Annotated in this window: 24 protein-coding genes; 2 read left to right on the top strand and 22 right to left on the bottom strand. The window is 41.4% G+C overall.

Features of this window, described 5'->3' with window-relative positions:
* Positions 1-87: 87 nt before the first annotated feature.
* From HT709_RS01735 to HT709_RS01710, 5 genes are all read right to left on the bottom strand, one after another.
* Complete coding sequence (locus HT709_RS01735) at positions 88-1,254, bottom strand: MalY/PatB family protein (RefSeq protein ID WP_172925448.1); 1,167 nt, start codon at positions 1,252-1,254, stop codon at positions 88-90.
* Between the two features lie 7 nt (positions 1,255-1,261).
* Entirely contained in the window at positions 1,262-2,356 is a 1,095-nt protein-coding gene (locus HT709_RS01730; RefSeq protein ID WP_023937202.1) for a cystathionine gamma-synthase, read from the bottom strand.
* A 348-nt stretch (positions 2,357-2,704) separates the two neighbouring features.
* Positions 2,705-3,160, bottom strand: coding sequence for a hypothetical protein (locus HT709_RS01720; protein ID WP_138700378.1), 456 nt, complete (start codon positions 3,158-3,160; stop codon positions 2,705-2,707).
* Positions 3,161-3,473: 313 nt separating this feature from the next.
* Positions 3,474-5,432: a peptide ABC transporter substrate-binding protein gene (locus HT709_RS01715; RefSeq protein WP_138700379.1), complete on the bottom strand. Its 1,959-nt coding sequence runs from the start codon at positions 5,430-5,432 to the stop codon at positions 3,474-3,476.
* Between the two features lie 205 nt (positions 5,433-5,637).
* Positions 5,638-7,260, bottom strand: a complete 1,623-nt coding sequence (locus tag HT709_RS01710) for a polysaccharide biosynthesis protein (protein WP_138700380.1) — start codon at positions 7,258-7,260, stop codon at positions 5,638-5,640.
* Positions 7,261-7,365: 105 nt separating this feature from the next.
* On the opposite strand from HT709_RS01710, the gene HT709_RS01705 reads away from it, so the two are divergent.
* On the top strand, positions 7,366-8,811 hold the full coding sequence (locus HT709_RS01705) for a UDP-N-acetylmuramoyl-L-alanyl-D-glutamate--L-lysine ligase (protein WP_138700381.1): 1,446 nt from the start codon (positions 7,366-7,368) through the stop codon (positions 8,809-8,811).
* A 45-nt stretch (positions 8,812-8,856) separates the two neighbouring features.
* Here the strand turns inward: HT709_RS01705 and HT709_RS01700 are convergent, their stop codons facing one another.
* The 16 genes from HT709_RS01700 to HT709_RS01625 all read right to left on the bottom strand — a co-directional run bounded on the left by HT709_RS01700 (position 8,857) and on the right by HT709_RS01625 (position 19,893).
* Positions 8,857-9,054, bottom strand: coding sequence for a CsbD family protein (locus HT709_RS01700; protein ID WP_000051199.1), 198 nt, complete (start codon positions 9,052-9,054; stop codon positions 8,857-8,859).
* 99 nt (positions 9,055-9,153) lie between these two features.
* Positions 9,154-9,804 carry a DUF1803 domain-containing protein gene (locus HT709_RS01695; RefSeq protein WP_023937198.1) on the bottom strand — a complete coding sequence of 217 codons (651 nt, stop codon included), beginning with the start codon at positions 9,802-9,804 and terminating at the stop codon, positions 9,154-9,156.
* Positions 9,788-10,300 carry a YiiX/YebB-like N1pC/P60 family cysteine hydrolase gene (locus HT709_RS01690; protein ID WP_023937197.1) on the bottom strand — a complete coding sequence of 171 codons (513 nt, stop codon included), beginning with the start codon at positions 10,298-10,300 and terminating at the stop codon, positions 9,788-9,790. The genes HT709_RS01695 and HT709_RS01690 overlap by 17 nt, the downstream gene beginning before the upstream one ends.
* 86 nt (positions 10,301-10,386) lie before the next feature.
* Positions 10,387-11,322: a manganese-dependent inorganic pyrophosphatase gene (locus HT709_RS01685; protein WP_023937195.1), complete on the bottom strand. Its 936-nt coding sequence runs from the start codon at positions 11,320-11,322 to the stop codon at positions 10,387-10,389.
* 82 nt (positions 11,323-11,404) lie between these two features.
* Positions 11,405-11,692: a GIY-YIG nuclease family protein gene (locus tag HT709_RS01680; RefSeq protein ID WP_050262129.1), complete on the bottom strand. Its 288-nt coding sequence runs from the start codon at positions 11,690-11,692 to the stop codon at positions 11,405-11,407.
* Complete coding sequence (locus HT709_RS01675) at positions 11,682-12,431, bottom strand: tRNA1(Val) (adenine(37)-N6)-methyltransferase (RefSeq protein WP_000390770.1); 750 nt, start codon at positions 12,429-12,431, stop codon at positions 11,682-11,684. The genes HT709_RS01680 and HT709_RS01675 overlap by 11 nt, the downstream gene beginning before the upstream one ends.
* Before the next feature lie 53 nt (positions 12,432-12,484).
* Complete coding sequence (locus tag HT709_RS01670; RefSeq protein ID WP_000689593.1) at positions 12,485-12,844, bottom strand: S1 RNA-binding domain-containing protein; 360 nt, start codon at positions 12,842-12,844, stop codon at positions 12,485-12,487.
* A gap of 1 nt (position 12,845) precedes the next feature.
* Positions 12,846-14,246, bottom strand: a complete 1,401-nt coding sequence (locus HT709_RS01665; RefSeq protein ID WP_100127805.1) for a bifunctional Cof-type HAD-IIB family hydrolase/peptidylprolyl isomerase — start codon at positions 14,244-14,246, stop codon at positions 12,846-12,848.
* 82 nt (positions 14,247-14,328) lie between these two features.
* Positions 14,329-14,832, bottom strand: a complete 504-nt coding sequence (locus HT709_RS01660) for a GNAT family N-acetyltransferase (protein ID WP_172925447.1) — start codon at positions 14,830-14,832, stop codon at positions 14,329-14,331.
* Positions 14,833-15,302: 470 nt separating this feature from the next.
* Positions 15,303-15,542, bottom strand: coding sequence for a 30S ribosomal protein S18 (gene rpsR, locus HT709_RS01655; RefSeq protein WP_000068664.1), 240 nt, complete (start codon positions 15,540-15,542; stop codon positions 15,303-15,305).
* Positions 15,543-15,573: 31 nt separating this feature from the next.
* Positions 15,574-16,044, bottom strand: coding sequence for a single-stranded DNA-binding protein SsbA (gene ssbA, locus HT709_RS01650; RefSeq protein WP_000609606.1), 471 nt, complete (start codon positions 16,042-16,044; stop codon positions 15,574-15,576).
* Positions 16,045-16,055: 11 nt separating this feature from the next.
* Entirely contained in the window at positions 16,056-16,346 is a 291-nt protein-coding gene (rpsF, locus tag HT709_RS01645) for a 30S ribosomal protein S6 (RefSeq protein ID WP_001151785.1), read from the bottom strand.
* Positions 16,347-16,499: 153 nt separating this feature from the next.
* On the bottom strand, positions 16,500-17,846 hold the full coding sequence (gene asnS, locus HT709_RS01640) for an asparagine--tRNA ligase (protein ID WP_161802379.1): 1,347 nt from the start codon (positions 17,844-17,846) through the stop codon (positions 16,500-16,502).
* A 16-nt stretch (positions 17,847-17,862) separates the two neighbouring features.
* Positions 17,863-18,228, bottom strand: a complete 366-nt coding sequence (locus tag HT709_RS01635; protein WP_000565214.1) for a VOC family protein — start codon at positions 18,226-18,228, stop codon at positions 17,863-17,865.
* A complete protein-coding gene (locus tag HT709_RS01630) occupies positions 18,221-19,408 on the bottom strand; it encodes a pyridoxal phosphate-dependent aminotransferase (protein ID WP_000777796.1) in 1,188 nt (395 codons plus the stop codon). Before HT709_RS01630 ends, HT709_RS01635 begins: the two co-directional genes overlap by 8 nt.
* On the bottom strand, positions 19,405-19,893 hold the full coding sequence (locus HT709_RS01625) for a DUF5590 domain-containing protein (protein WP_172925446.1): 489 nt from the start codon (positions 19,891-19,893) through the stop codon (positions 19,405-19,407). Before HT709_RS01625 ends, HT709_RS01630 begins: the two co-directional genes overlap by 4 nt.
* 257 nt (positions 19,894-20,150) lie before the next feature.
* On the opposite strand from HT709_RS01625, the gene HT709_RS01620 reads away from it, so the two are divergent.
* Positions 20,151-20,699 (top strand): NADPH-dependent FMN reductase, encoded by a 549-nt coding sequence (locus HT709_RS01620; protein ID WP_000039623.1) that lies wholly within the window; start codon positions 20,151-20,153, stop codon positions 20,697-20,699.
* 126 nt (positions 20,700-20,825) lie between these two features.
* Here HT709_RS01620 and yaaA read toward each other — a convergent pair whose 3' ends face one another.
* Positions 20,826-21,554: a peroxide stress protein YaaA gene (gene yaaA, locus HT709_RS01615; RefSeq protein ID WP_138700385.1), complete on the bottom strand. Its 729-nt coding sequence runs from the start codon at positions 21,552-21,554 to the stop codon at positions 20,826-20,828.
* Positions 21,555-21,617: the final 63 nt, after the last annotated feature.

Genomic DNA, 21,617 nt, shown 5'->3' with positions numbered 1-21,617 from the left:
TACCTTTACCTTATCTTTTTATTATACCATATTTTCCCCTATGAAAATAGCCTTCTAGGGACACTTTTCTCCTAGAAGGCTGGATTTTTAACGTTTGGCAAAAGTCGTCACAATCCGCTGACAAACTTCTTGCAACAGAGATTTAGGCATGGCTACATTGAGGCGGGCATGAAGACTTCCTTCCTCCCCAAAATCCAAACCACGGTTGAGGATAACCTTGGCTTCATTTCTCAACAGCTCTTGCAATGCTTCATCAGTCAGGTCATAGGCTGAAAAATCAAGCCAAATCAAGTAGGTTCCTTGCGGTTTCATGACCTTGATTTTAGTCTCTTTTCCAAATAAATCCACCACATAATTGATGTGGTCTTCAAAAACTTGCTTGAGTTCCTCTAACCAATCCTTCCCATAGCGATAAGCAGCTTCTGTCGCCAAATAACCCAAGCCTGAAATTTCATGCTGATTATTGGTCAACTGGCGTTTCTGGAAAGCCAGTCTCAACTTAGGATTTTCAATAACTGCATAGGAATTTTTTGTCCCAGCAATATTAAAGGTTTTAGTAGCACTGCTCAAGACAATCGCAAATTCTTTAAAGGCAGGATTGATGGTATTGAAAGAGTGGTGTTTGTGACCAAAGAGGGCCAAATCTTGGTGAATCTCATCTGAAACCAAGAAAACACCGTGTTTTTGGCAGAGTAAACCAATCTTCTCCAACACTTCCTTTTCCCACACACGTCCACCAGGATTGTGAGGGTTGCAAAGAATATAGAGTTTGACATCCTCTTCTACCAAATCCTTCTCAAGTTGGTCAAAGTCAATCTCAAACAGACCATCCTTTTCCACCAAAGAATTGGTAATCAATCTACGATTGTTCAACTTGACACTGCGAGCAAAGGGTGGGTAGACAGGTGTGTTAATCAGAACCGCTTCGCCTTCTTTTGTAAAGGCTTGAATAGCTGTTGAGATGGCTGGTACCACACCCTCGATAAAGACAAGAGCCTCTTTGTCAAAGTGGTAGCCGTGTTGTGTGGCTTCCCACTTTTGAACTTCCTTAATTAACTCTTCACTGGCATAGGTATAGCCATAAACCAGTTGATCAGCGTAAGTCTGCACGGCTTGGCGGATTTCAGGCAAGACTACAAAGTCCATATCCGCTATCCAAGCTGGTAGGACTTCGCTATCCGTTTCTGCTTCTTTCCATTTATAGGTATGGTGCCCTAAACGATTGGGCAGGCTTGTAAAATCATATTTTCCCATCTTTGTCTTATCCTTCTAAAGCTTGGCGCAAATCTGCAATCAAATCTCTAGCATCCTCAATCCCAATTGACAAGCGCAAGAGGTCATCTGTCAAACCATAAGAATGGCGCACTTCTGCTGGAATATCAGCATGAGTTTGCGTCGTTGGATAAGTAATGAGACTTTCTACCCCACCCAAACTTTCCGCAAAAGAGAAGACCTTGAGACTGTTCAAAATATGAGGAATGCGCGTTTCATCGACTACTTTAAAGGAAATCATCCCCCCACGACCAGTATAGAGAACCTCCTTGACTGCTGGAGAATCCTTCAAAAAGGCAACCACTTCTTGGGCGTTAGCTGTTGAGCGCTCCATACGAAGAGACAAGGTCTTGAGACCACGAAGCAACTGGTAGCTGTCAAACGGTGACAAGACTGCCCCTGTCGTATTGAGATTGTAGAAAAGCTTCTCGTATAGTTCTAAACTATTGGTCACAACCACTCCAGCCAAGACATCATTGTGTCCTGCCAGATACTTGGTTGCTGAATGGAGAACCATATCTGCTCCATCTTCGATCGGACGTTGGTAGATAGGGCTATAGAAGGTATTGTCCACCACCACTTTGGCACCCTTAGCATGAGCCAATTTTGCTAGTTTTTCGATATCAAATTCCAACATCAAGGGATTGGTTGGGGTTTCGATATAGAGAACATCCACATCCTTTTCTAACTCGGCAATCAACTCTTCTTCTGTATTGGCATAGGTAAAATGGAAATGACCTTCCTGCTCCACTTGGTTAAACCAGCGAAAAGAACCACCGTAAAGATCACGCACTGCCAAGACCTTACTTCCTACTGGAAAGACGCTAAAGGCCAGTACAATAGCTGACATCCCTGAGCTAGTCGCTAGGGCATAGTCTGCTGACTCAATAGCCGCCAAGACTTCCTCAGCCTTACTGCGAGTTGGATTTTTAGTGCGCGTATAGTCAAACCCAGTAGATCGACCAAACTCTGGATGCTGATAGGTCGTTGAAAAATGGAGCGGTGTCACCAATGCACCTGTCGCTTCATCTGACTTAATGCCCGCCTGGGCCAAAATTGTGTTAATGTGTAATTCCTTGCTCATACAATACCTCCAAATCTATAGTAACTATTGTACCACTTATTTTCATCAACTCATTTTCTTCTTTTCAAGAGCTAGCTATAGTTTCAAACTATAGACTTATACTCTTCGAAAATCTCTTCAAACCACGTCAGCGTCGCCTTACCGTATATATGTTACNNCTATCTGCAACCTCAAAACCGTGTTTTGAGCTGACTTCGTCAGTCTTATCTACAACCTCAAAACACTGTTTTGAGCAACCTGCGGCTAGCTTCCTAGTTTGCTCTTTGATTTTCATTGAGTACTAGCTAGTAAAACTAAAAAGAATCCAGAAAAGCTTCCAGATTCTTTTGTGAAAATCCTTGCTAGGGCTTACTTAGACTGAAAGAAATCCTGTTTGACTAAATAGTCATAATGCTCTTTGTTAAATTGATACTGACCTACATGCTGACTAATCTGACCAACATCCACAGAAAAAATATAGGCTTCATTTTGATAGTTCCAGTTCAGCCTAACTGTATTCAAGACTGGCTTATAAGTAAAATCTTGAACTTGATTCCAAGGCATCTCTACGACTTGATTAGAACGATTTTCAGTTATATCACTGATGTCCATCAAGAAAATCCCCTTAGGTGTGAATGCCAGAATTTTAGGCTTCACACTCGACTGAACATAGTAGGAACCACCTATAATGAAAAAATCACTAAAGGATTTCAACCATGTCTTTTTCTTGAAAGCCATCAGAAAATTCTTTTGCCCTTCAATGCGGCAAGTTGAGAGAAAGGATGCAATCTGTTTTTCTGTCGCAAATTCCATAATCGCGCCCATGATGATACCTCCATAAAAATCACTAAATAGGCAGATAAGAACTCTTCACATAAAAGAAGAACTTATCATTTGTTGCGTTTTATCTTACTTTTTCAGTAGACGGCATCCCTCCTATAACATTACCCTAGCATATGCATACTTCAATCAACATTGGGTAGATTTTCGAAAATAGCGTCTCACATTTATGTTATATTCATTATAACATAAACTCAAGAAACAAAGAAAAAAATGTGAGATTTTTCTTCCAAATTTACTATCATTCTATTAAAAAACGACAGCTTCCTTCGAAACCATCGTTTTTCTTGAAAAATCCTTATTTGACATGTTTTGCCAATTCTTCTTGGGCTTTTTTATTAGATTCTTCTTTTTCTTTCAGCCATTTTTCTCTGGCTTTTGCATATTCGTCTGTTGTGACAATCTTATCCTGTACTTTGAGGTACTTAAATGATTCGACCCCTTTATTACCAGCCAATGAATAAGGTGCTGAGAAAGGAACTGTTTTTCTCAAGCCAGGTGTTCCACCCAATGAAACATTTGGAATCGCTAGAGAACTATCTATCAACCATGCTTGAATATCAGCATATTTTTCATAACGTTTGGCTGGGTCTTGCTCCTTATTAGCCTCTTCCAACATTTGAGTATAAGTGTCAAGTCCAACTGCCTTAGCCTTGTCGTTGGCTTCACCAGGCTCGAGTCCAAGATTTTGTAGAACCCCACCATTCTTGACACTAAAGATATCAAGATAGGTTGATGGATCTAAGTAGTCAGGACCCCAACCACCATTGTAAAGGTCATAATCTTTTTGAGCTGCTGTTTGAGCAAAGTAACTTGAGTTATGATAGTCCTCTGTTGATAACTGTTGGATATCAATAACGACGTTCTCCGTACCTAAAGCTGCTTCAATAGATTGCTTCATAGAGCTTACTTCTTGAATCCCCTTCTTAGAAGCTTGGTCAACTGTCGCATCCAAATGAATAGGGAATTGAACTCCCTTAGCTTCTAGCTCTTTCTTGGCCTCAGCAAATTTAGCCTTGGCTTTCTCAGGATTGTAATAAGGGTCTTGACCATCCGCAAAGTTGATACCTTGCCATTCCTTACCATAATTGACCATCTTAGAGGCTACTACTTCACCAAAGTCTTTTCCCTTGATACTTACAAAGGTTGGAGGAACAACCAAGTTACGCAAAATCTTAGTCGCTCCGTCTTCTCCCTGAGTTTGAGCCCCATAGGCTGTACGATCATAGGCAAAGTTAATAGCTTGACGGAAGTTTTTATTAAGAACTGCTTCCTGAGCTGATTTCTTTTCAATGTCGGTCGTCTTAGAAGTAAATTTATAAGCTTGTCTATCTAGGTTAAAATTCCAGTAATAAGACGTAGCAGTCTGCATACTGTAGATGATATCATCTTTGTATTTTTCTTTAATCCCTTCAAAACTTGAACTATTTGGATAGAGACGAGCGTAGCTATAGGCTCCGTCTGTAAAGTTACGAACAAGAGCATCTTGGTCACTACCATCATAGTAGGTCAATTTAACATCATCTACAAAGACATTTTTAGCATCCCAGTAGTTAGGATTTTTCTTGTATTCGATGACAGATTTTGAAACAAAAGCTTTCATCAAGAAAGGTCCACTGTACAAAATATTAGCAGGGTCTACCTTGCCAAAATCATCCCCTTTTGATTTTAGGAAATCCGCATTGACTGGGAAAAGAATGGTTGATGTCGTTTTTGAGTTCCAGTAAGGTTCTGGTCGAGCCAAGGTGTATTGAACCGTTTGGTCATCAAGAGCCTTGACACCGACAGTTGAAAAGTCGCTTGTTTTACCAGTGATATAGTCATCCAAACCTGCAACAGAGTCCTGCACTAGATACAAGGCTTCTGATTTTTTATCAGCCGCATATTGCAAACCTGTCACAAAATCTTGGGCAGTTACAGGAGCATATTCTTCTCCCTCAGAAGTAAACCACTTGGCATCCTTACGAAGTTTGTAGGTATAGGTCAAACCGTCCTTAGAAACACTCCAATCCTCTGCCAAGGATGGCACATAGTTCCCATATTGGTCATTTTCCATGAGACCATCTACCAGGTTGGTCACAATATCATTTGTTGTTGCGCGGTTTTCTGCTAGATAGTTCAAACTAGATGGATCACTTGAATAAACATAGTTATAGGTTTTTGATCCTGTGCTAGAATTTCCACACGCGCTCAATAAAATTCCTGTACCCAGGACAAGACCTGCCAAGGTTAGATATTTGCTCTTAGACTTTTTCATTTCCAGAACCTCCTGATTTAAAGATCTGTTTTATTATACAACGTTTAGTTTGTTTAGTCAATGATTTTGTCCAAAAAAATCGAAAAAGGCCTCATCTTCTACTCTTAAAAGATAATTTTAGCTGTTTTGACGCTAAAAAAAGGAATAAGTTTCAAGTTCTCCTAAAAGATTGTTCAACTTATTCCTTTTATTTATAAATGCTATCTTAAGAAAACTTAAATTTTGCTCGCAACTGGGCAGCTTTGGCCTGTCCAATAACCTTATCTAAGAGACGAGTATAGAGACTCATGAATCCGTAGAGTCCACCCCCCATGGCACCGACAAGAGCTACATAAAAGAAGCTCCACAAACGTCCACTTGGTTGGAAGAAAAATTCTAACAGCCACTGGATGGTTCCTATTAACAGAAACATGACTAGGGTCAGCAAACTGATTAAAATGATTCGCTTCACAATCACCTTGCGCTTAACACCCGTTACTTTACAAATATCCCGATACATCAAGACGTTAGGAATGATAAGAGCGATGGTTGTTGAAATCAAGGGACCATAACTGTGGAAAAGGGCGATGGTAGGCAGTTGCAAGACCAGCTTGGCAATAGAACCATAGATAAAATAGAGAACGGCCTTACGGTTGCGGAACATAGCCTGAAGCATTGGAGACAAGACCATGTACAAGCCTAAAATAATAGACTGCAAAACTGCAAAGACAAACAAGCCCATGGCCAAACTATCTGGCTTGCCATAAAAGACTGTATAAAGAGGTTCTCCTACCATGACCACTCCAACCGTTGCTGGTAGCAGAAACATAAAGAGTAGGGTGAGACTGTCCTGAACGAGACGAGAAGCTGCCTTCAAGTCTCCCTTGATATAGTTTTCAGTCAAAAGTGGCAAGCCTACACTCCCAATAGAAACCCCAACAGAAATCAAAATCATCGTGATTTTATTAGGATTGGCTGAGAAATAAGAAAACATGATAACCAAGTCCTCATTGCTGTAGTTGGTAAACCAGCTCATACTATTGATAAAGGTCAGCTGGTCCAAAATCTGGAAGAGCTGGATGGCAGACCCTGTCAAGATAAAAGGAATGGCTTCCTTAATGGTATCGATCAAAAGATGCTTGCTGTTAATCTTATCTCCTGTTTCAAGGACTCTTTTGAGTAAGCCTTCTTGAGCAAGGAAATAAATCAAAACTGCAAAACTAGCTACCATGCCGACAAAGGCAGCAAAGGTGGATTGGGTAACCGCTACTAGGTAATCTCCTGAACCAAGTTTCATAATGATAAAGGTTGCTAGGAGCATCCAGATAACACGAATGACCTGCTCAGCAATTTGGCTCATGGCATAAGGTTTGAGATTATTCATCCCTTGGAAAAATCCTCGGATAACACTCATAGACGGGAAAATCAAGACTCCCCAAGCCAAGCTTTGCATGATTGGGATCAAGTCTTTGCCCACGCCAGACAAGTCTGCTAGCCAAGGAGCAAAGAGATACAAAACTAAAGCAAAAACCAGGCCTAGTCCTGTCATAAAGCCTAAAAAGCTCCGAATCAGGGCAAAGCTATGCTCCTCTTCTCTCATGGTATTGTACTTGGCAACTTGCTTGGCCACTGCAACCGGAATACCTGCTGTTGAAACCAGCAAGAACCAAGCATAGATATTGTAACCCATGGTAAAGAGACCATTGGCCGTAGCCGCATAAGACCCCATCCAGATGTACCAAGGGATAATATAGATGGCCCCAAGCAGGCGACTGATAAAGTTACTAGCCGTTAGCCAAGCAGTCCCCCGTAACATCTGGGCCTGCTGGTGATTGTTTTCGTGCGACATAGATTCCTCATTCAATTTTGATAACTAGGAAACACTCCTTATCTTCCATTATAAACTTTTCCTTGTTACTTGTAAATTTGCGACTTTCGGTTTACAATAGAAAGTATGATAAAGATTGAAACCATATTAGATATTTTAAAGAAAGATGGTCTCTTCCGTGAGATTATCGACCAAGGACATTATCACTACAACTACAGCGAAGTTGTTTTTGATAGTATCTGTTATGACAGCCGCAAGGCCAAAGAAAAGAGCCTCTTTTTCGTCAAGGGTGCTGCCTTTAAGAAGGTATTTCTGCTTTCTGCCATCTCTCAAGGACTCGGTTGGTATGTTGCTGAAAAGGACTATGAGGTTGGTATTCCTGCCATTATCGTCAGCGATATCAAGAAAGCTATGAGTCTGATTGCTATGGAATTTTATGGAAATCCACAGGAAAAACTCAAACTCCTTGCCTTTACTGGAACCAAGGGTAAGACAACAGCAGCTTACTTTGCTTACAACATCCTATCTCAACGCCACCCAACCGCCCTCTTGTCAACCATGAATACGACTTTAGATGGCAAGACTTTCTTTAAGTCTGCATTGACAACTCCTGAGAGTATTGACCTCTTTGATATGATGCATCAAGCTGTACAAAATGACCGTACCCACCTCATCATGGAAGTCTCCAGTCAAGCCTATCTGGTCAAACGTGTCTATGGTCTAACCTTTGATGTGGGAGTTTTCCTCAATATCAGCCCAGACCATATCGGCCCGATTGAACACCCTAGCTTTGAAGACTACTTCTACCACAAACGTCTCTTGATGGAAAATAGCCGAGCAGTCATCGTTAACAGTGACATGGACCACTTTTCTGTCTTGAAAGAACAAGTGGAAAATCAAGACCATGATTTCTATGGTAGCCAATCAAATAATCAAATCGAGAATTCCAAAGCCTTTAGCTTTTCAGCTACGGGTAAACTCGCTGGTGATTATGATATCCAACTCATTGGCAACTTCAACCAAGAAAATGCAGTTGCTGCTGGACTTGCTTGTCTCCGTCTCGGAGCAAGTCTTGAGGACATCAAAAAAGGCATCGCTGCAACCCGCGTTCCTGGTCGTATGGAAGTCCTCACCCAGAAAAATGGCGCCAAGGTCTTCATCGACTACGCCCACAATGGGGATAGTCTGAAAAAACTCATCAATGTGGTTGAAACTCATCAAACTGGAAAGATTGCTTTGGTTCTGGGTTCAACAGGAAACAAGGGAGAAAGTCGTCGTAAGAACTTTGGCCTCCTCCTCAATCAACATCCTGAGATTCAAGTCTTTTTGACTGCTGATGACCCCAACTATGAAGACCCAATGGCCATTGCAGATGAAATCAGTAGCTACATCAATCATCCTGTTGAAAAAATTGCGGATCGCCAAGAGGCCATCAAGGCAGCTATGGCTATCACAAATCACGAATTAGATGCAGTTATTATTGCTGGTAAGGGAGCTGATTGCTACCAAATCGTCCAAGGAAAAAAAGAAGCCTATCCTGGAGATGCAGTCGTAGCAGAAAATTATTTATAAGGATTGTAAAAAAAATCAAGGGAAAATGAAACCCTTGATTTTTTCCTATTCTTTAGTAAAAACGTTTTTCAAACCTTCAACGGCACCTTCTACAGCACCTTTAGCATCTTCAACTACTTCTTTTGCCTTAGCAACTGTTTTTTCAACAGCTCCTTCAAGTTCTGTCTTGCTGTCTCCAGTAACTTTACCAAAACCTTCTTTGACAGCGCCTGTTGCTTGTTCCAATTTGTTTTCAAGTGACATATGATTGTCTCCTTTAGTTTTATTCCGATATGTGTTATCGGTTACATTAGTATAAACTTATCGATAGATAAAGTCAAACAATGTGCTCAGAAAAAGCAATCACACTAAATAGAAAGTTAATCTCTCCTTGTCAAAATCGACAGCCAACTCATACTTTCCATCTTCATTTTGGACTATATAACCCAGGACAACTAAACTGTCCACAAAGATATCACGGCGTTTCTGCATCAGTTGATCTTTTTTGAGAAATTTTAGCAAAAAAGTTGTCATGTATTTGAGGGCATACTCAGGATTAACATCTCCTAAAATGTCATAAAGTTCCTGCTGTTTTTCTGTCAAAGGATACTGATGTTTGACCTTGTAGAAATAATTGGACAGGGTCATTTTTGATCTTGCAAAGTCCGTCTTTTCAACTAAAATAGCTGCATTGGTTTGATTGCATAATTCCGTCTCAAAACGCTGCTCCAACAAGGCTTGATAGACCGGACTAGCTTCTCTGACAAAAATCTCTTGATCCAGTTCAAGACTATCAAGTGATTCAAGCATAGGAAGATTGAGGTAATAACGCTTATTTTCCCGTAGAATCAAGCCTGCCTTTATATACTCTTCCATGAGTTTGTCAACTGCTACATCTGGAAACTTGGCCTTAATTTCCCGTAAAATCACATCATCATGCTGGTCCAGATAGCGGATCAATTCTCCAAAAAATGGCTGTCTCGTCAAACGAGATGGATTAAAAATCTGAATCATGAAGATTCCTTTCTTTACATTCTAACAGAGGCGATGCTGCCAACTGACTAGGATTGGTACCAGCTTGGTTCAGAGGAACAGGCAGACCTAGTTCTCTGTAATACTCTCTCCAAAAGTCACTAATCTCCTGCTCCCCATCCCTAAATTTCATGGGAATAGTTTCAAAAATGGGGAGAATTTCTGCCATGTACTGGGAACAGTAAAAACCAGCTCCATCTGGATAGAAAGAAGCATTGTAGGGAGCCCCTAGATGTTTGCAAGCTTTTTCCTTCACCGACTGGATATCCATTTCTGGGTAAACATAGAGGTCGTACAAGTGATTGGGCTCAAAGAAGTCTGCAGGTTCTTGACAGACAACACCAGCCTGTCCACTAGCGTGGTAAATCATCCCATCCAAATAAATGACAACATGGTTATAGTTGCCTGTGGAAGTCTGGATGGCCTGTCCCATATCTGACTCATCTCTCACAAAAATCAAATCGCCATTTGCTAACATGCTTCACTCCTAGAAAAAAAGGAGCCGAAACTCCTTTCGATATAAGGCAAACTAGACTTTCCGATTTTGAACTGACACCTAAAATCTTACGCATTAAAGCTTTCAGTCAATTGAGGTACAACTTGTTTCTTACGTGAAACGGCACCAGCAAGGAAGGCATGATTGTTTTCAAGTTTGAAGTTGAAGGCTGCTTCAACCTTATCCATGTTAGCACCAAGTGCTAGGATTTCTGAGTTTGAGTTGACTATATCTGTAATCATCAAGACAAAGTCAGAGTAACCGTTTGCTTCGTTAGCAGCTTGCATTGCAGCTTCAATTTCTGCTTGGCGTTCCAATACTTCAGCGATGTCCACTGTGTTTACTTGGGCAACACGGACATTATTTCCGTTCAATTCAAAAGTCTTAGCATCGATGTCAATCAATTCGTCAGCAGATTTGCTAGCCAAGTTTGTACCAGCTTTCAGCATAGCCAAGCCATACTCTTCCAAGTTTACACCAGCCAATTCAGCCAATTCAGGAGCAATAATCTTATCTGTTGGATGTGTTGTTGGTGATTTCAAAAGAAGGGTATCTGAAATCAAACCTGAAAGCATCAAACCAGCAATCTCTTTAGGCACAGCTACACCATGTTCTTTGAACATACGATAAACGATTGAAGACGCTGAACCAACTGGCTCCAAACGCATGTAAAGTGGGCTTGCAGTTTCAAAATTAGCCACACGGTGGTGGTCCACCACACCATAAACTTCTACTTCAGCGATATCTGATACAGATTGTTGGAATTCATTGTGGTCAGTCAAGATAACTTGCTCTGCTCCTTCTGCTTTGGCAGAAGTAATAACACGCGGTGCTTCTACACCAAAATAGTTCAAGACAAAGGCTGTTTCTTCATTTGGAGTTCCAAGAGCAACAGCTTCCGTATCCAAACCGTAAGCTTCTTTTGCAAGGTAGGCAAAGGCTACAGACGACCCGATGGCATCTGAGTCTGGATTTTGGTGACCAAATACTAGAATCTTATACATGATAATACCTCATTTTGTTTATTCTCTTTATTGTAGCATTTTTTTCGCTTTTTGACAAAAGTAAGAGGAGTCAAAGGGCTCCTCACAATTCTTCAAAATAACTGAGTAAATTTCTATCTTGATTTTCAGATAAAAATTGCTCCTTCTGTGGTCGTTTCTTACGCTTGAGAAGGGCTTCTGCCGACATGGCTTCTTCCTTACTGGCAAAACCTTGAGCATAGATGAGTTTGACTGGCAAGCGTGCTCGTGTGTATTTGGCTCCCTTCCCACTATTATGGACAGCGAGGCGTCTCTTCACATCAGTCGTATAGCCTGTATAGTAGGATCCGTCACGGCACTCCAGCACATACATATAAGCCTTATAATCCATAATAAATCTCTTCGAGTTCCGGCGTATAAGAGCCATCATCATTGTGAACAATGAGAGGTGGTAAGACCTTAAAGCCACTTGTTGAACCATCCTTGATAGCTTCAATCAAGAGCATATTGGCTTCCTTTTCCTTTTTTGGATAGACAAATTGCAGACGCTTAGGGGCTAGATTATGCCGTTGTAACGTATCCAAAATATCCAGAAGTCGATCAGGACGATGAACCATGGCCAAACGCCCATTAGATTTGAGAATACTCTGGGCACTACGACAGATTTCCTGCAAATTGGTCGTGATTTCATGTCGCGCCAAGAGATAATGTTCACTCTCGTTCAGGTTTGAATGAGGATCCACCTTGAAATAGGGCGGATTACACAAAATCATATCCACCTTACTTCCCTGGATATAAGCAGGCATATTTTTCAAATCATCACAGATGACCTCCATCTGCTCTTCCAAACCATTCAAACGGACAGAGCGCTCAGCCATATCCGCCAAACGCTCCTGAATCTCAACAGCCAAAATCTGTGCCTGAGTACGAGTGCTAGCAAATAGCCCCACTGCTCCATTCCCAGCGCAGAAATCCACTATCAAGCCCTTTTTAGGAAAACGTGGAAAGCGTGACAAGAGAACACTATCCACCGAATAGCTAAAAACCTCTCTATTTTGAATAATTTTGATATCTGTTGAGAAGAGCTGGTTAATTCGCTCCCCTGATTTTAATAATTGTTCTTCTTCCATGGTTCTATTATAGCAGATTTATATTAACATTACAAAAAATATAAAATTCTAAACTACTTCTTCTTTTTTAAATAGTGCAAGGCTTCTCTAGTCCAAATTGGCATCATTCGTTTAAGAGGCGCAAAGCCGTAGTTAAAACGGTCGCTTGAAAAGCGTCTCCGTCTCGGAAACTGGTGCTTTTCTTCCTCCAAAGTGCGGATAGAAAGACTTGCTTTCCCTGTAAATTCATCTAAATCCACTACTTGAACTTGAACCTCTTCATCAACTTTCAAGGCTTCATGGATATTTTCAATAAAGCCTGTCCGAATCTCTGAAATATGAATCAGCCCCGTATCACCTGTCTCTAGCTCAACAAAGGCACCGTAGGGCTGAATCCCTGTAATACGACCCTTTAGCTTATCACCGATTTTCATCTTAGTCCTCGATTTCAATTGTTTCAATCACAACATCTTCAACTGGCTTGTCCATCGCCCCCGTCTCAACAGCAGCAATGGCATCCAAGACTGCGTAAGATGCTTCATCAGCTAACTGACCAAAAACCGTGTGACGGCGGTCTAGGTGAGGAGTTCCTCCTTGGTTGGCATAGATTTCCGCAATCGGTTCTGGCCAACCACCACGAACAATTTCTTTCTTAGAATAAGGCAAATGTTGATTTTGCACGATAAAGAACTGACTGCCGTTGGTATTTGGACCAGCATTGGCCATGGAAAGAGCACCACGGATATTGTAAAGTCCTTCTGAGAATTCATCCTCAAATGATTCGCCGTAGATTGACTCGCCACCCATACCAGTTCCAGTTGGGTCTCCACCTTGAATCATAAAGTCCTTGATAATACGGTGGAAAATGACACCATCATAGTAGCCATCTTTTGAAAGTGCAACAAAGTTAGCCACTGTTTTAGGAGCATGTTCAGGGAAGAGCTTGATACGCAAGTCTCCGTGATTGGTCTTAATGGTCGCAAGAGGACCTTCTACTGTTTCAATGTCTACTTGTGGGAAATGCAATTCTTTTTCTACCATACCAAATCCTTCTAAGGCATCAAAAATGCCATCTTCTTCTAGTGTTTTTGTTATATAATCTGCTTTTTCTTTGATGTTATCATGAGAAATTCCCATTGCAACGCTGATTCCAACATAATCAAAGAGTTCCAAGTCATTCAGCCCATCTCCAAAAACCATAACGTTGTCTGGTTTCAAGCCAAGGTGTTCCACAACCTTTTCCACACCCGTCGCTTTGGAGCCTGAAATCGGAACAATATCAGACGAATGTTGGTGCCAACGAACCATGCGAAGTTTATCTGAGAGACTGTCAGGCAAGTGTAAGTCATCGCCCTTATCTTCAAAAGTCCACATCTGATAGATGTCTTCTTTCTCATGGAAATCTGGATCCACATCTAAATCAGGATAAATTGGATTGATAGCCTCACTAATCATATCGGTGCGAGTCGACAACTTGGCATCATGACTCCCAACCAAACCATACTCAATTCCCTCTTGCTTAGCCCAAGAGATATACTCCTCAACATCAGACTTCTCAATCTGATGTTGATAAATGACCTGACCTTTTTTATCTTCAATATAGGCACCATTTAAGGTTACAAAAAAGTCAGGCTTGAGTTCACGAATTTCTGGCACGACACCAAAAATCCCTCGTCCAGAAGCAATACCTGTCAAAATTCCTTTCTCACGTAATTGCTTAAAAACAGCTGGGATTGAAGCCGGAATAAAACCTGTCTTTGAATTCCGCAATGTATCATCAATATCAAAAAAGACGATTTTAATCTTCTTTGCCTTGTATCTTAATTTCGCATCCATCTCACTACCTCTTTCAATCTAACTCTTTCCATTATACCATAAAGTAGCTAAATCCCCTATTTTCAAAGAAATTCGCTATCTCTTATTCGAACTTCTTGGATAAGTACAGAACTAAATCATCATTATTTTGAATAGTAGCATTCATTTCCAAGGGTTGATTTCGATACCAGACACCTGTCCCATCTGTAATGTAGCCCCGTCTGATATACAATCTCTGGGCAGGGCCATAGCCTAAGTGCAAACCTACACCAAGAGTGACCTTACTCGAAACAAACTTGACTCGTTTTTCTGCTTCTTCTAGCAATTGATTCCCAATCCCTTGATTTCTAAAAGGCTCAAACACATTAAAATCTGATAATTCTGGATAGACTTCTGCAAAAGGACCATGTTTAGCCAAAGGTAAAATGGTAACGTAGCCCGCTACAGCACCATCAATCTCTGCAACTAAGACTTCTCTCTCCCCACTTTCCTGTTCCAGAAAATATCTAGCCAAAATTTCCTCTCTACCAGGCCAACCTTGATTCATAAAGCCATGAGATAAGGATTCAATATCAGACTTAATCATATTTCTAATCGTACAATTCATCTTTGACTTACCCACCTTTACTCTTTCTATTACTATTATAGCACGCCAAGGTCAGAAAAAAACTATCTCGTGAAAAAAGACCCGTCGGGGTCTTAATTCGCATTCTTGTTTCCAAGCTCATGAAAAAGAGGTCCACTGGACCTCAACTCGCTCTCTCATTTCAAAGCTCGTGAAAAAAAGACCCGTCGGGGTCTTAATTCGCTTTCTTGTTTTCAAGCTCATGAAAAAGAGGTCCACTGAACCTAACTCGCTCTTTCATTTCAAGGCTCGTGAAAAAAGACCCGTCGGGGTCTTAATTCGCTTTCTTGTTTTCAAGCTCATGAAAAAGAGGTCCACTGAACCTAACTCGCTCTCTCATGTCAAAACTTGTGAAAAAAGACCCAACCGGGTCTGAAAAAGAGGTCCACTGAACCTCAACTCGCTCTCTCATTTCAAGGCTCGTGAAAAAAAGACCCAACCGGGTCTTTTCTTTAATCTTCGTTTACGAAAGGCATCAAAGCCATTACGCGAGCGCGTTTGATAGCTGTTGTTACTTTACGTTGGTTTTTAGCTGAAGTTCCTGTTACACGACGAGGAAGGATTTTCCCACGTTCTGAAACGAAACGGCTAAGAAGCTCAGTATCTTTGTAATCAACATATTCAATTTTGTTTGCTGCGATGTAATCAACTTTTTTACGGCGTTTGAATCCGCCACGACGTTGTTGAGCCATGTTTTTTCTCCTTTATAATTTTAGTTGTCCATTAGAATGGTAAATCATCATCTGAAATATCCAATGGGTTTGTTGCTCCAAATGGATTTTCATCACGTGAAAAGTCTGGTACTGAATTTGTAGGCGCTGAATAGTTTGCAGTTGGTGCAGAATAAGCTCCACCTGTGTGACCCTCACGCACACTACGGCTTTCCAACATTTGGAAATTCTCAGCCACGACCTCTGTCACGTAGACACGTTGTCCTTGCTGGTTATCGTAACTACGAGTCTGGATACGACCTGTCACCCCGATAAGTGAGCCTTTTTTAGCCCAGTTAGCAAGGTTTTCAGCCTGTTGGCGCCACATAACGACATTGATAAAATCAGCCTCACGTTCGCCATTTTGACTCTTAAATGTACGGTTTACTGCAAGAGTAAAAGTCGCAACTGCTACATTTGATGGGGTATAACGCAACTCAGCGTCACGTGTCATACGCCCTACAAGTACAACATTGTTAATCATAGTTTACCTTCTTACGCGTCAATTTTGACGATCATGTGACGAAGAATGTCAGCGTTGATTTTTGAAAGACGGTCAAACTCTTTAAGAGCTGCATCGTCGTTTGCTTCAACGTTAACGATGTGGTAAAGTCCTTCACGGAAATCTTGGATTTCGTATGCAAGACGACGTTTTTCCCAAGTTTTTGATTCAACAACAGTTGCACCGTTGTCAGTCAAAATAGAGTCAAAACGTGCTACCAAAGCGTTTTTAGCTTCTTCTTCAATGTTTGGACGAATGATATAAAGAATTTCGTATTTAGCCATTGATATGTTCCTCCTTTTGGTCTAATGACCCCAAGACTTTGCAAGGGGTAAGTGAGGTTCGCTCACAATAAACTATTATACTAGAAAAAATTTTTTTACGCAAGTAAAAACTCTGGAATTCGAAAAAAACGCCACATGGGCGTTTTCCTGTTCTTATGGTTTAATACGGTGTAACATACGTGGGAATGGAATGGCTTCACGGATATGTTTTGTTCCTGCTGCGAAGGTTACCATACGCTCGATACCGATACCAAATCCACCGTGTGGAACTGTACCGTATTTACGAAGGTCAAGGTAGAATTCATACTCTGTACGGTCCATGCCAAGTTCATCCATCTTAGCGACAAGGGAATCATAGTCTTCCTCACGCATAGAACCACCGATGATTTCTCCGTAACCTTCTGGAGCAAGCAAGTCTGCACAAAGCACGCGCTCTGGATTTCCAGGAACTGGTTTCATATAGAAGGCCTTGATGGCTGCTGGGTAGTTCGTGACAAAAGTTGGCACACCAAAGTGGTTTGAAATCCAAGTTTCATGTGGTGAACCAAAGTCATCACCATGCTCAAGATGTTCGTAGTCAGCGTCTTCATCATTCTCATGTTCTTGCAAGAGGTCAATGGCTTGATCGTAAGTGATACGTTTGAATGGCTCTGCAATGTAGCGTTTCAAGAGCTCTGTATCACGTTCCAAGGTTTCCAAGGCTTGAGGCGCACGGTCAAGAACACCTTGTAGAAGAGCTTTCACATAAGCTTCTTGCAAGTCAAGCGACTCATCATGTGTCAAGTATGAGTACTCTGCATCCATCATCCAGAACTCGGTCAAGTGACGGCGCGTTTTTGATTTTTCAGCACGGAAAACTGGACCAAAGTCAAAGACACGACCAAGAGCCATAGCACCTGCTTCTAGGTAAAGCTGACCTGATTGGCTCAAGTAGGCTGGCGTTCCGAAGTAGTCCGTTTCAAAGAGTTCTGTTGAATCTTCTGCCGCATTTCCTGAAAGAATTGGGCTGTCAAATTTCATGAAACCGTTCTTGTCAAAGAACTCATAAGTTGCATGGATAATAGCGTTACGGATTTGCATCACGGCCACCTGCTTACGAGAACGGAGCCACAAGTGACGGTTGTCCATCAAAAAGTCTGTACCGTGTTCTTTTGGTGTGATTGGGTAGTCTTGAGATTCACCGATCACTTCGATGTCTGTGATGTCCAACTCATAGCCAAATTTAGAACGTTCGTCCTCTTTGACAATACCTGTCACATAAACAGACGTTTCTTGGCTCAAGCGTTTGATGACATCAAACTTCTCAAGTCCTACTTCTTCACCAAATTTTTCGACAAAGTTTGGTTTAAAAGCCACACCTTGGAAGAAGGCTGTTCCATCACGCAATTGCAAGAAGGCAATTTTCCCTTTTCCTGATTTGTTGGCAACCCAAGCGCCAATCGTCACTTCCTGACCAACATAGTCTTTTACATCAATAATCGTTACACGTTTTGTCATTATTTTTCCTTTTTCTTTTTTATTCTTTATGGCAAACCACTTCTATATTGTTCCCATCTGGGTCAATCACAAAAGCAGCGTAGTAAATCGGATGCTCACTGCGATAATCAGGAGCCCCATTGTCTCGCCCACCTGCCTCTAAACCAGCCTCATAACAAGCCTGAACTTCTTCCTTATTTTCTGCTAAAAAAGCAAAGTGAATAGGATCTTGTGTCCCCTGAGCCAGCCAAAAATCACCACCAGGATGAGGGCTGTTCGGGGCAAGAAAACTGATTAGAGAACTAGTCTTAAAAGCCAATTTATAGCCCAAAGGAGCGAGAAAACTCTTATAAAATCCTTCTGAAATTTGTAAATCCTTTACCTTAATCTCAAAATGATCAATCATTCTCACTACCCATAAATGCTTTCAAGCGTTTAACTGCTTCTTTAAGCGTGTCTAGGTCTGTCGCATAGCTGAGGCGGACATTTTCTGGTGCTCCGAATCCTGCTCCTGTTACCAAGGCCACTTCGGCTTCTTCTAGGATAGCGGTTGTAAAATCTGTCACATCTGTATAGCCTTTCATCTCCATAGCTTTTTTGACATTTGGGAAGAGATAGAAAGCTCCTTGCGGTTTGAGCACTTCAAATCCTGGCACCTCAGCAAGAAGGGGATAGATGGTATTGAGACGTTCCTCAAAAGCCTGACGCATGCTTTCTACAGTATCTTGCTCACCTGATAGAGCCTCAACTGCTGCATACTGGGCTACTGCTGACGGATTCGAAGTTGTTTGACCTGCAATCTTGGACATGGCAGCAATAATGTTTGCTTCTCCAACGGCATAGCCAATCCGCCAACCTGTCATGGCATAGATTTTAGACACACCATTGATGACCACTGTTTGCTTGCGAATTGCCTCAGATAGGCTAGAAATCGGTGTGAACTCATGACCATTATAGACCAAGCGCCCATAGATATCATCTGCTAGAATGAGAATATCCTTTTCTACAGCCCAGTTTCCGATTGCCAAGAGTTCCTCACGGGTGTAAATCATACCTGTCGGATTGGATGGCGAATTCAGCACCAAAACCTTGGTCTTGTCTGTGCGAGCTGCTTCTAACTGCTCTACGGTCACCTTAAAGTGATTATCTTCCTTAGCAGGAACAAAGACTGGCACACCTTCTGCCATCTTGACCTGGTCTCCATAGCTTACCCAGTAGGGGGTTGGGATGATAACTTCATCACCTGGATTGACCACAGCCATAAAGAAGGTATAGAGAGAATATTTGGCTCCAGCAGCGACTGTCACTTGATTTGGCGCTACAGAATAGCCGTAAAAGCGTTCAAAGTAAGTATTGACCGCTGCCTTGAGCTCTGGCAGGCCTGAGGTTACTGTATAAAAAGAAGCACGCCCATCTCGAATCGATGCAATGGCGGCATCTTGGATATTTTTTGGAGTAGTGAAATCTGGCTCACCCAAGGTTAGAGACAGGATATCTCTTCCCTCAGACTTGAGTGCTTTGGCACGAGCTCCAGCAGCCAAGGTCACACTTTCTTCCATTTCTAAAACACGGTTGGATAGTTTCATAGGCCCTCCTTATTGACCAATACTCCTGTTTCAAAATCTACTAGATAAAAATCAGAGCCTGACTTGACTTCCCAGATTGGTTTGTCTTGATAACGGCCAAAGGTAATCTTGTCAATCTCGCCATCTCCTTTTTCCTTCGAAACAGCTTCTGCTTTTTCTTGTGAAACACCTTGATTTAGCTGATAAACGTAAATATTGTGGTCATCTTTTCCAATCAGGACAGCAAGTGCTTCTTGTTTTTTATTACGGCCAAGAACGCTATAATAGGATTCCAAGCCATTGTATAAGTCAACCTGATCAGCCTGCTCTAATCCTGCATACTGCTGAGCTAATTTTTCTCCTTCACTTTTAGCTGTTTGATAAGGTTTCATACTCAGAAACACTAGATACAGAAAGGAAGCACTGATAACCACAAACAAAATCGTCATCCCTAGACCATACTGCCACAGTAGATTATTTTTTGCTTTTTTTTGTCTTTTTTTCACTCGTCTATTTTACCATCTATTGGGCTTTATTACAAGTGAATGCAAGAACAATCGCACTTTATTTCTTCCTTCAAACAAAACCGATTTTGAAAGTGAAACAGTTCTTACTTTTTCAGTCACAAATGACTAGAGTTTCCGAAATTTTACAATTTTCAAATAAACTCTGAGCAAATTTCTTGCAAGTTGTTTTGCTTTGTTGTAATATATTTTATAACAACGAGAAAATTCTCGTAAATTTAAGAAAAAGGAGACACATCATGTCTAAAAAAGTATTATTTATCGTCGGATCACTACGCCAAGGTTCTTTCAACCACCAAATGGCGCTCGAAGCTGAGAAAGCACTTGCTGGTAAAGCGGAAGTTAGCTACCTTGATTATTCAGCCCTTCCTCTCTTCAGCCAAGATTTGGAAGTTCCAACTCATCCAGCTGTAGCTACTGCTCGTGAAGCGGTTCTCGCTGCGGATGCTATCTGGATCTTCTCTCCAGTCTACAACTTCTCTATCCCTGGAACAGTAAAAAACTTGCTTGACTGGCTATCTCGCGCCCTTGACTTGTCTGATACACGTGGCGCTTCTGCCCTTCAAGACAAGTTTGTCACCGTATCATCTGTAGCCAATGCCGGTCACGATCAACTTTTCGCTATTTACAAAGACCTCTTGCCATTTATCCGTACACAAATCGTTGGTGATTTCACTGCTGCACGTGTCAATGACTCTGCTTGGGCAGACGGAAAATTGGTTCTTGAAGAAACAGTCCTAAACTCACTTGAAAAACAAGCGGAAGACTTGGTCAATGCGATCAAGTAACTAACATAATAAAAGCGAACAAGACTACTTTTCTGACACTCAGAAGACTAGCTTGTTCGCTTTTTTTCTCATTTATAAACTAAAATAGCTGATGATACATATTGCCAAATACAAAATATCTGATTTCTATACTTCCTTAACAAAAACCAATTCCTGTGGCTGGGACAGATCTTCTCGGTAGGTAAATCCTGCAAAGCTTAAGCGACGAGCTTCCTCAACCGTCTGCACTTGATTTTCTATCAGGGCTGTCAGGAAGGCACCACGCGCTTTCTTGGAAATGGTTGAGTGAATCTTCAGCTGACCACCTCTATCCTCCATGAATTTGAAGGTCACCATTTTTTCTCTAATTTCCTTAGAAAATACAGTCTCAAATTCTGATGACAAGAGAGAGAAAATCACTTCTTCCTGCTTCAGAGCTTCATCATAGGCTGCCTTCCAATGGCTCTTCAAAGTCTTACCAGCGACTTTTAACTTCATCAAAAAGTCCAAACGGTGAGGAGCCATAGGTGACAAGGCTGGAACGACTCCGTACAAGGTCGAGGTAATGAAGACATGATTTTCAAGATAGGCTTGTTCTACTTCGGTCAACTTATCTCTCTTGATATGGCGGTACATGAGCCCATCAAAAAGTTTCAGAGCTGGGTAGTGTTGAGCAGTTTGCCTTTTCAAAGCTTGGATATTTTGAAATTCTTCCGCCGCCTTCTCAGCTGATACCTTATAAAAACTCTCCAATTGACTAGCAGAATAGAGGGCCAAGGCATCCAACACGGCCTGACTTTCTGGTTTTAAAGGAGTTGCCTCGATACTCGGCAAGTCTGTGTTCATTTCTTTTGCTGTTGGGATTAAAATTTTCATATTGATAGTGTAGCATATTTTTTAGCCACAACCAAGAAATTCATCTGATACTCAATGAAAATC

The sequence above is a fragment of the Streptococcus sp. 1343 genome, assembly GCF_013277355.1.
Classification (GTDB): Bacteria; Bacillota; Bacilli; order Lactobacillales; family Streptococcaceae; genus Streptococcus; species Streptococcus pseudopneumoniae.
The sequence above is the reverse complement of the archived record's forward strand: the minus strand, read 5'-3'. Positions and strand labels throughout refer to the sequence as shown.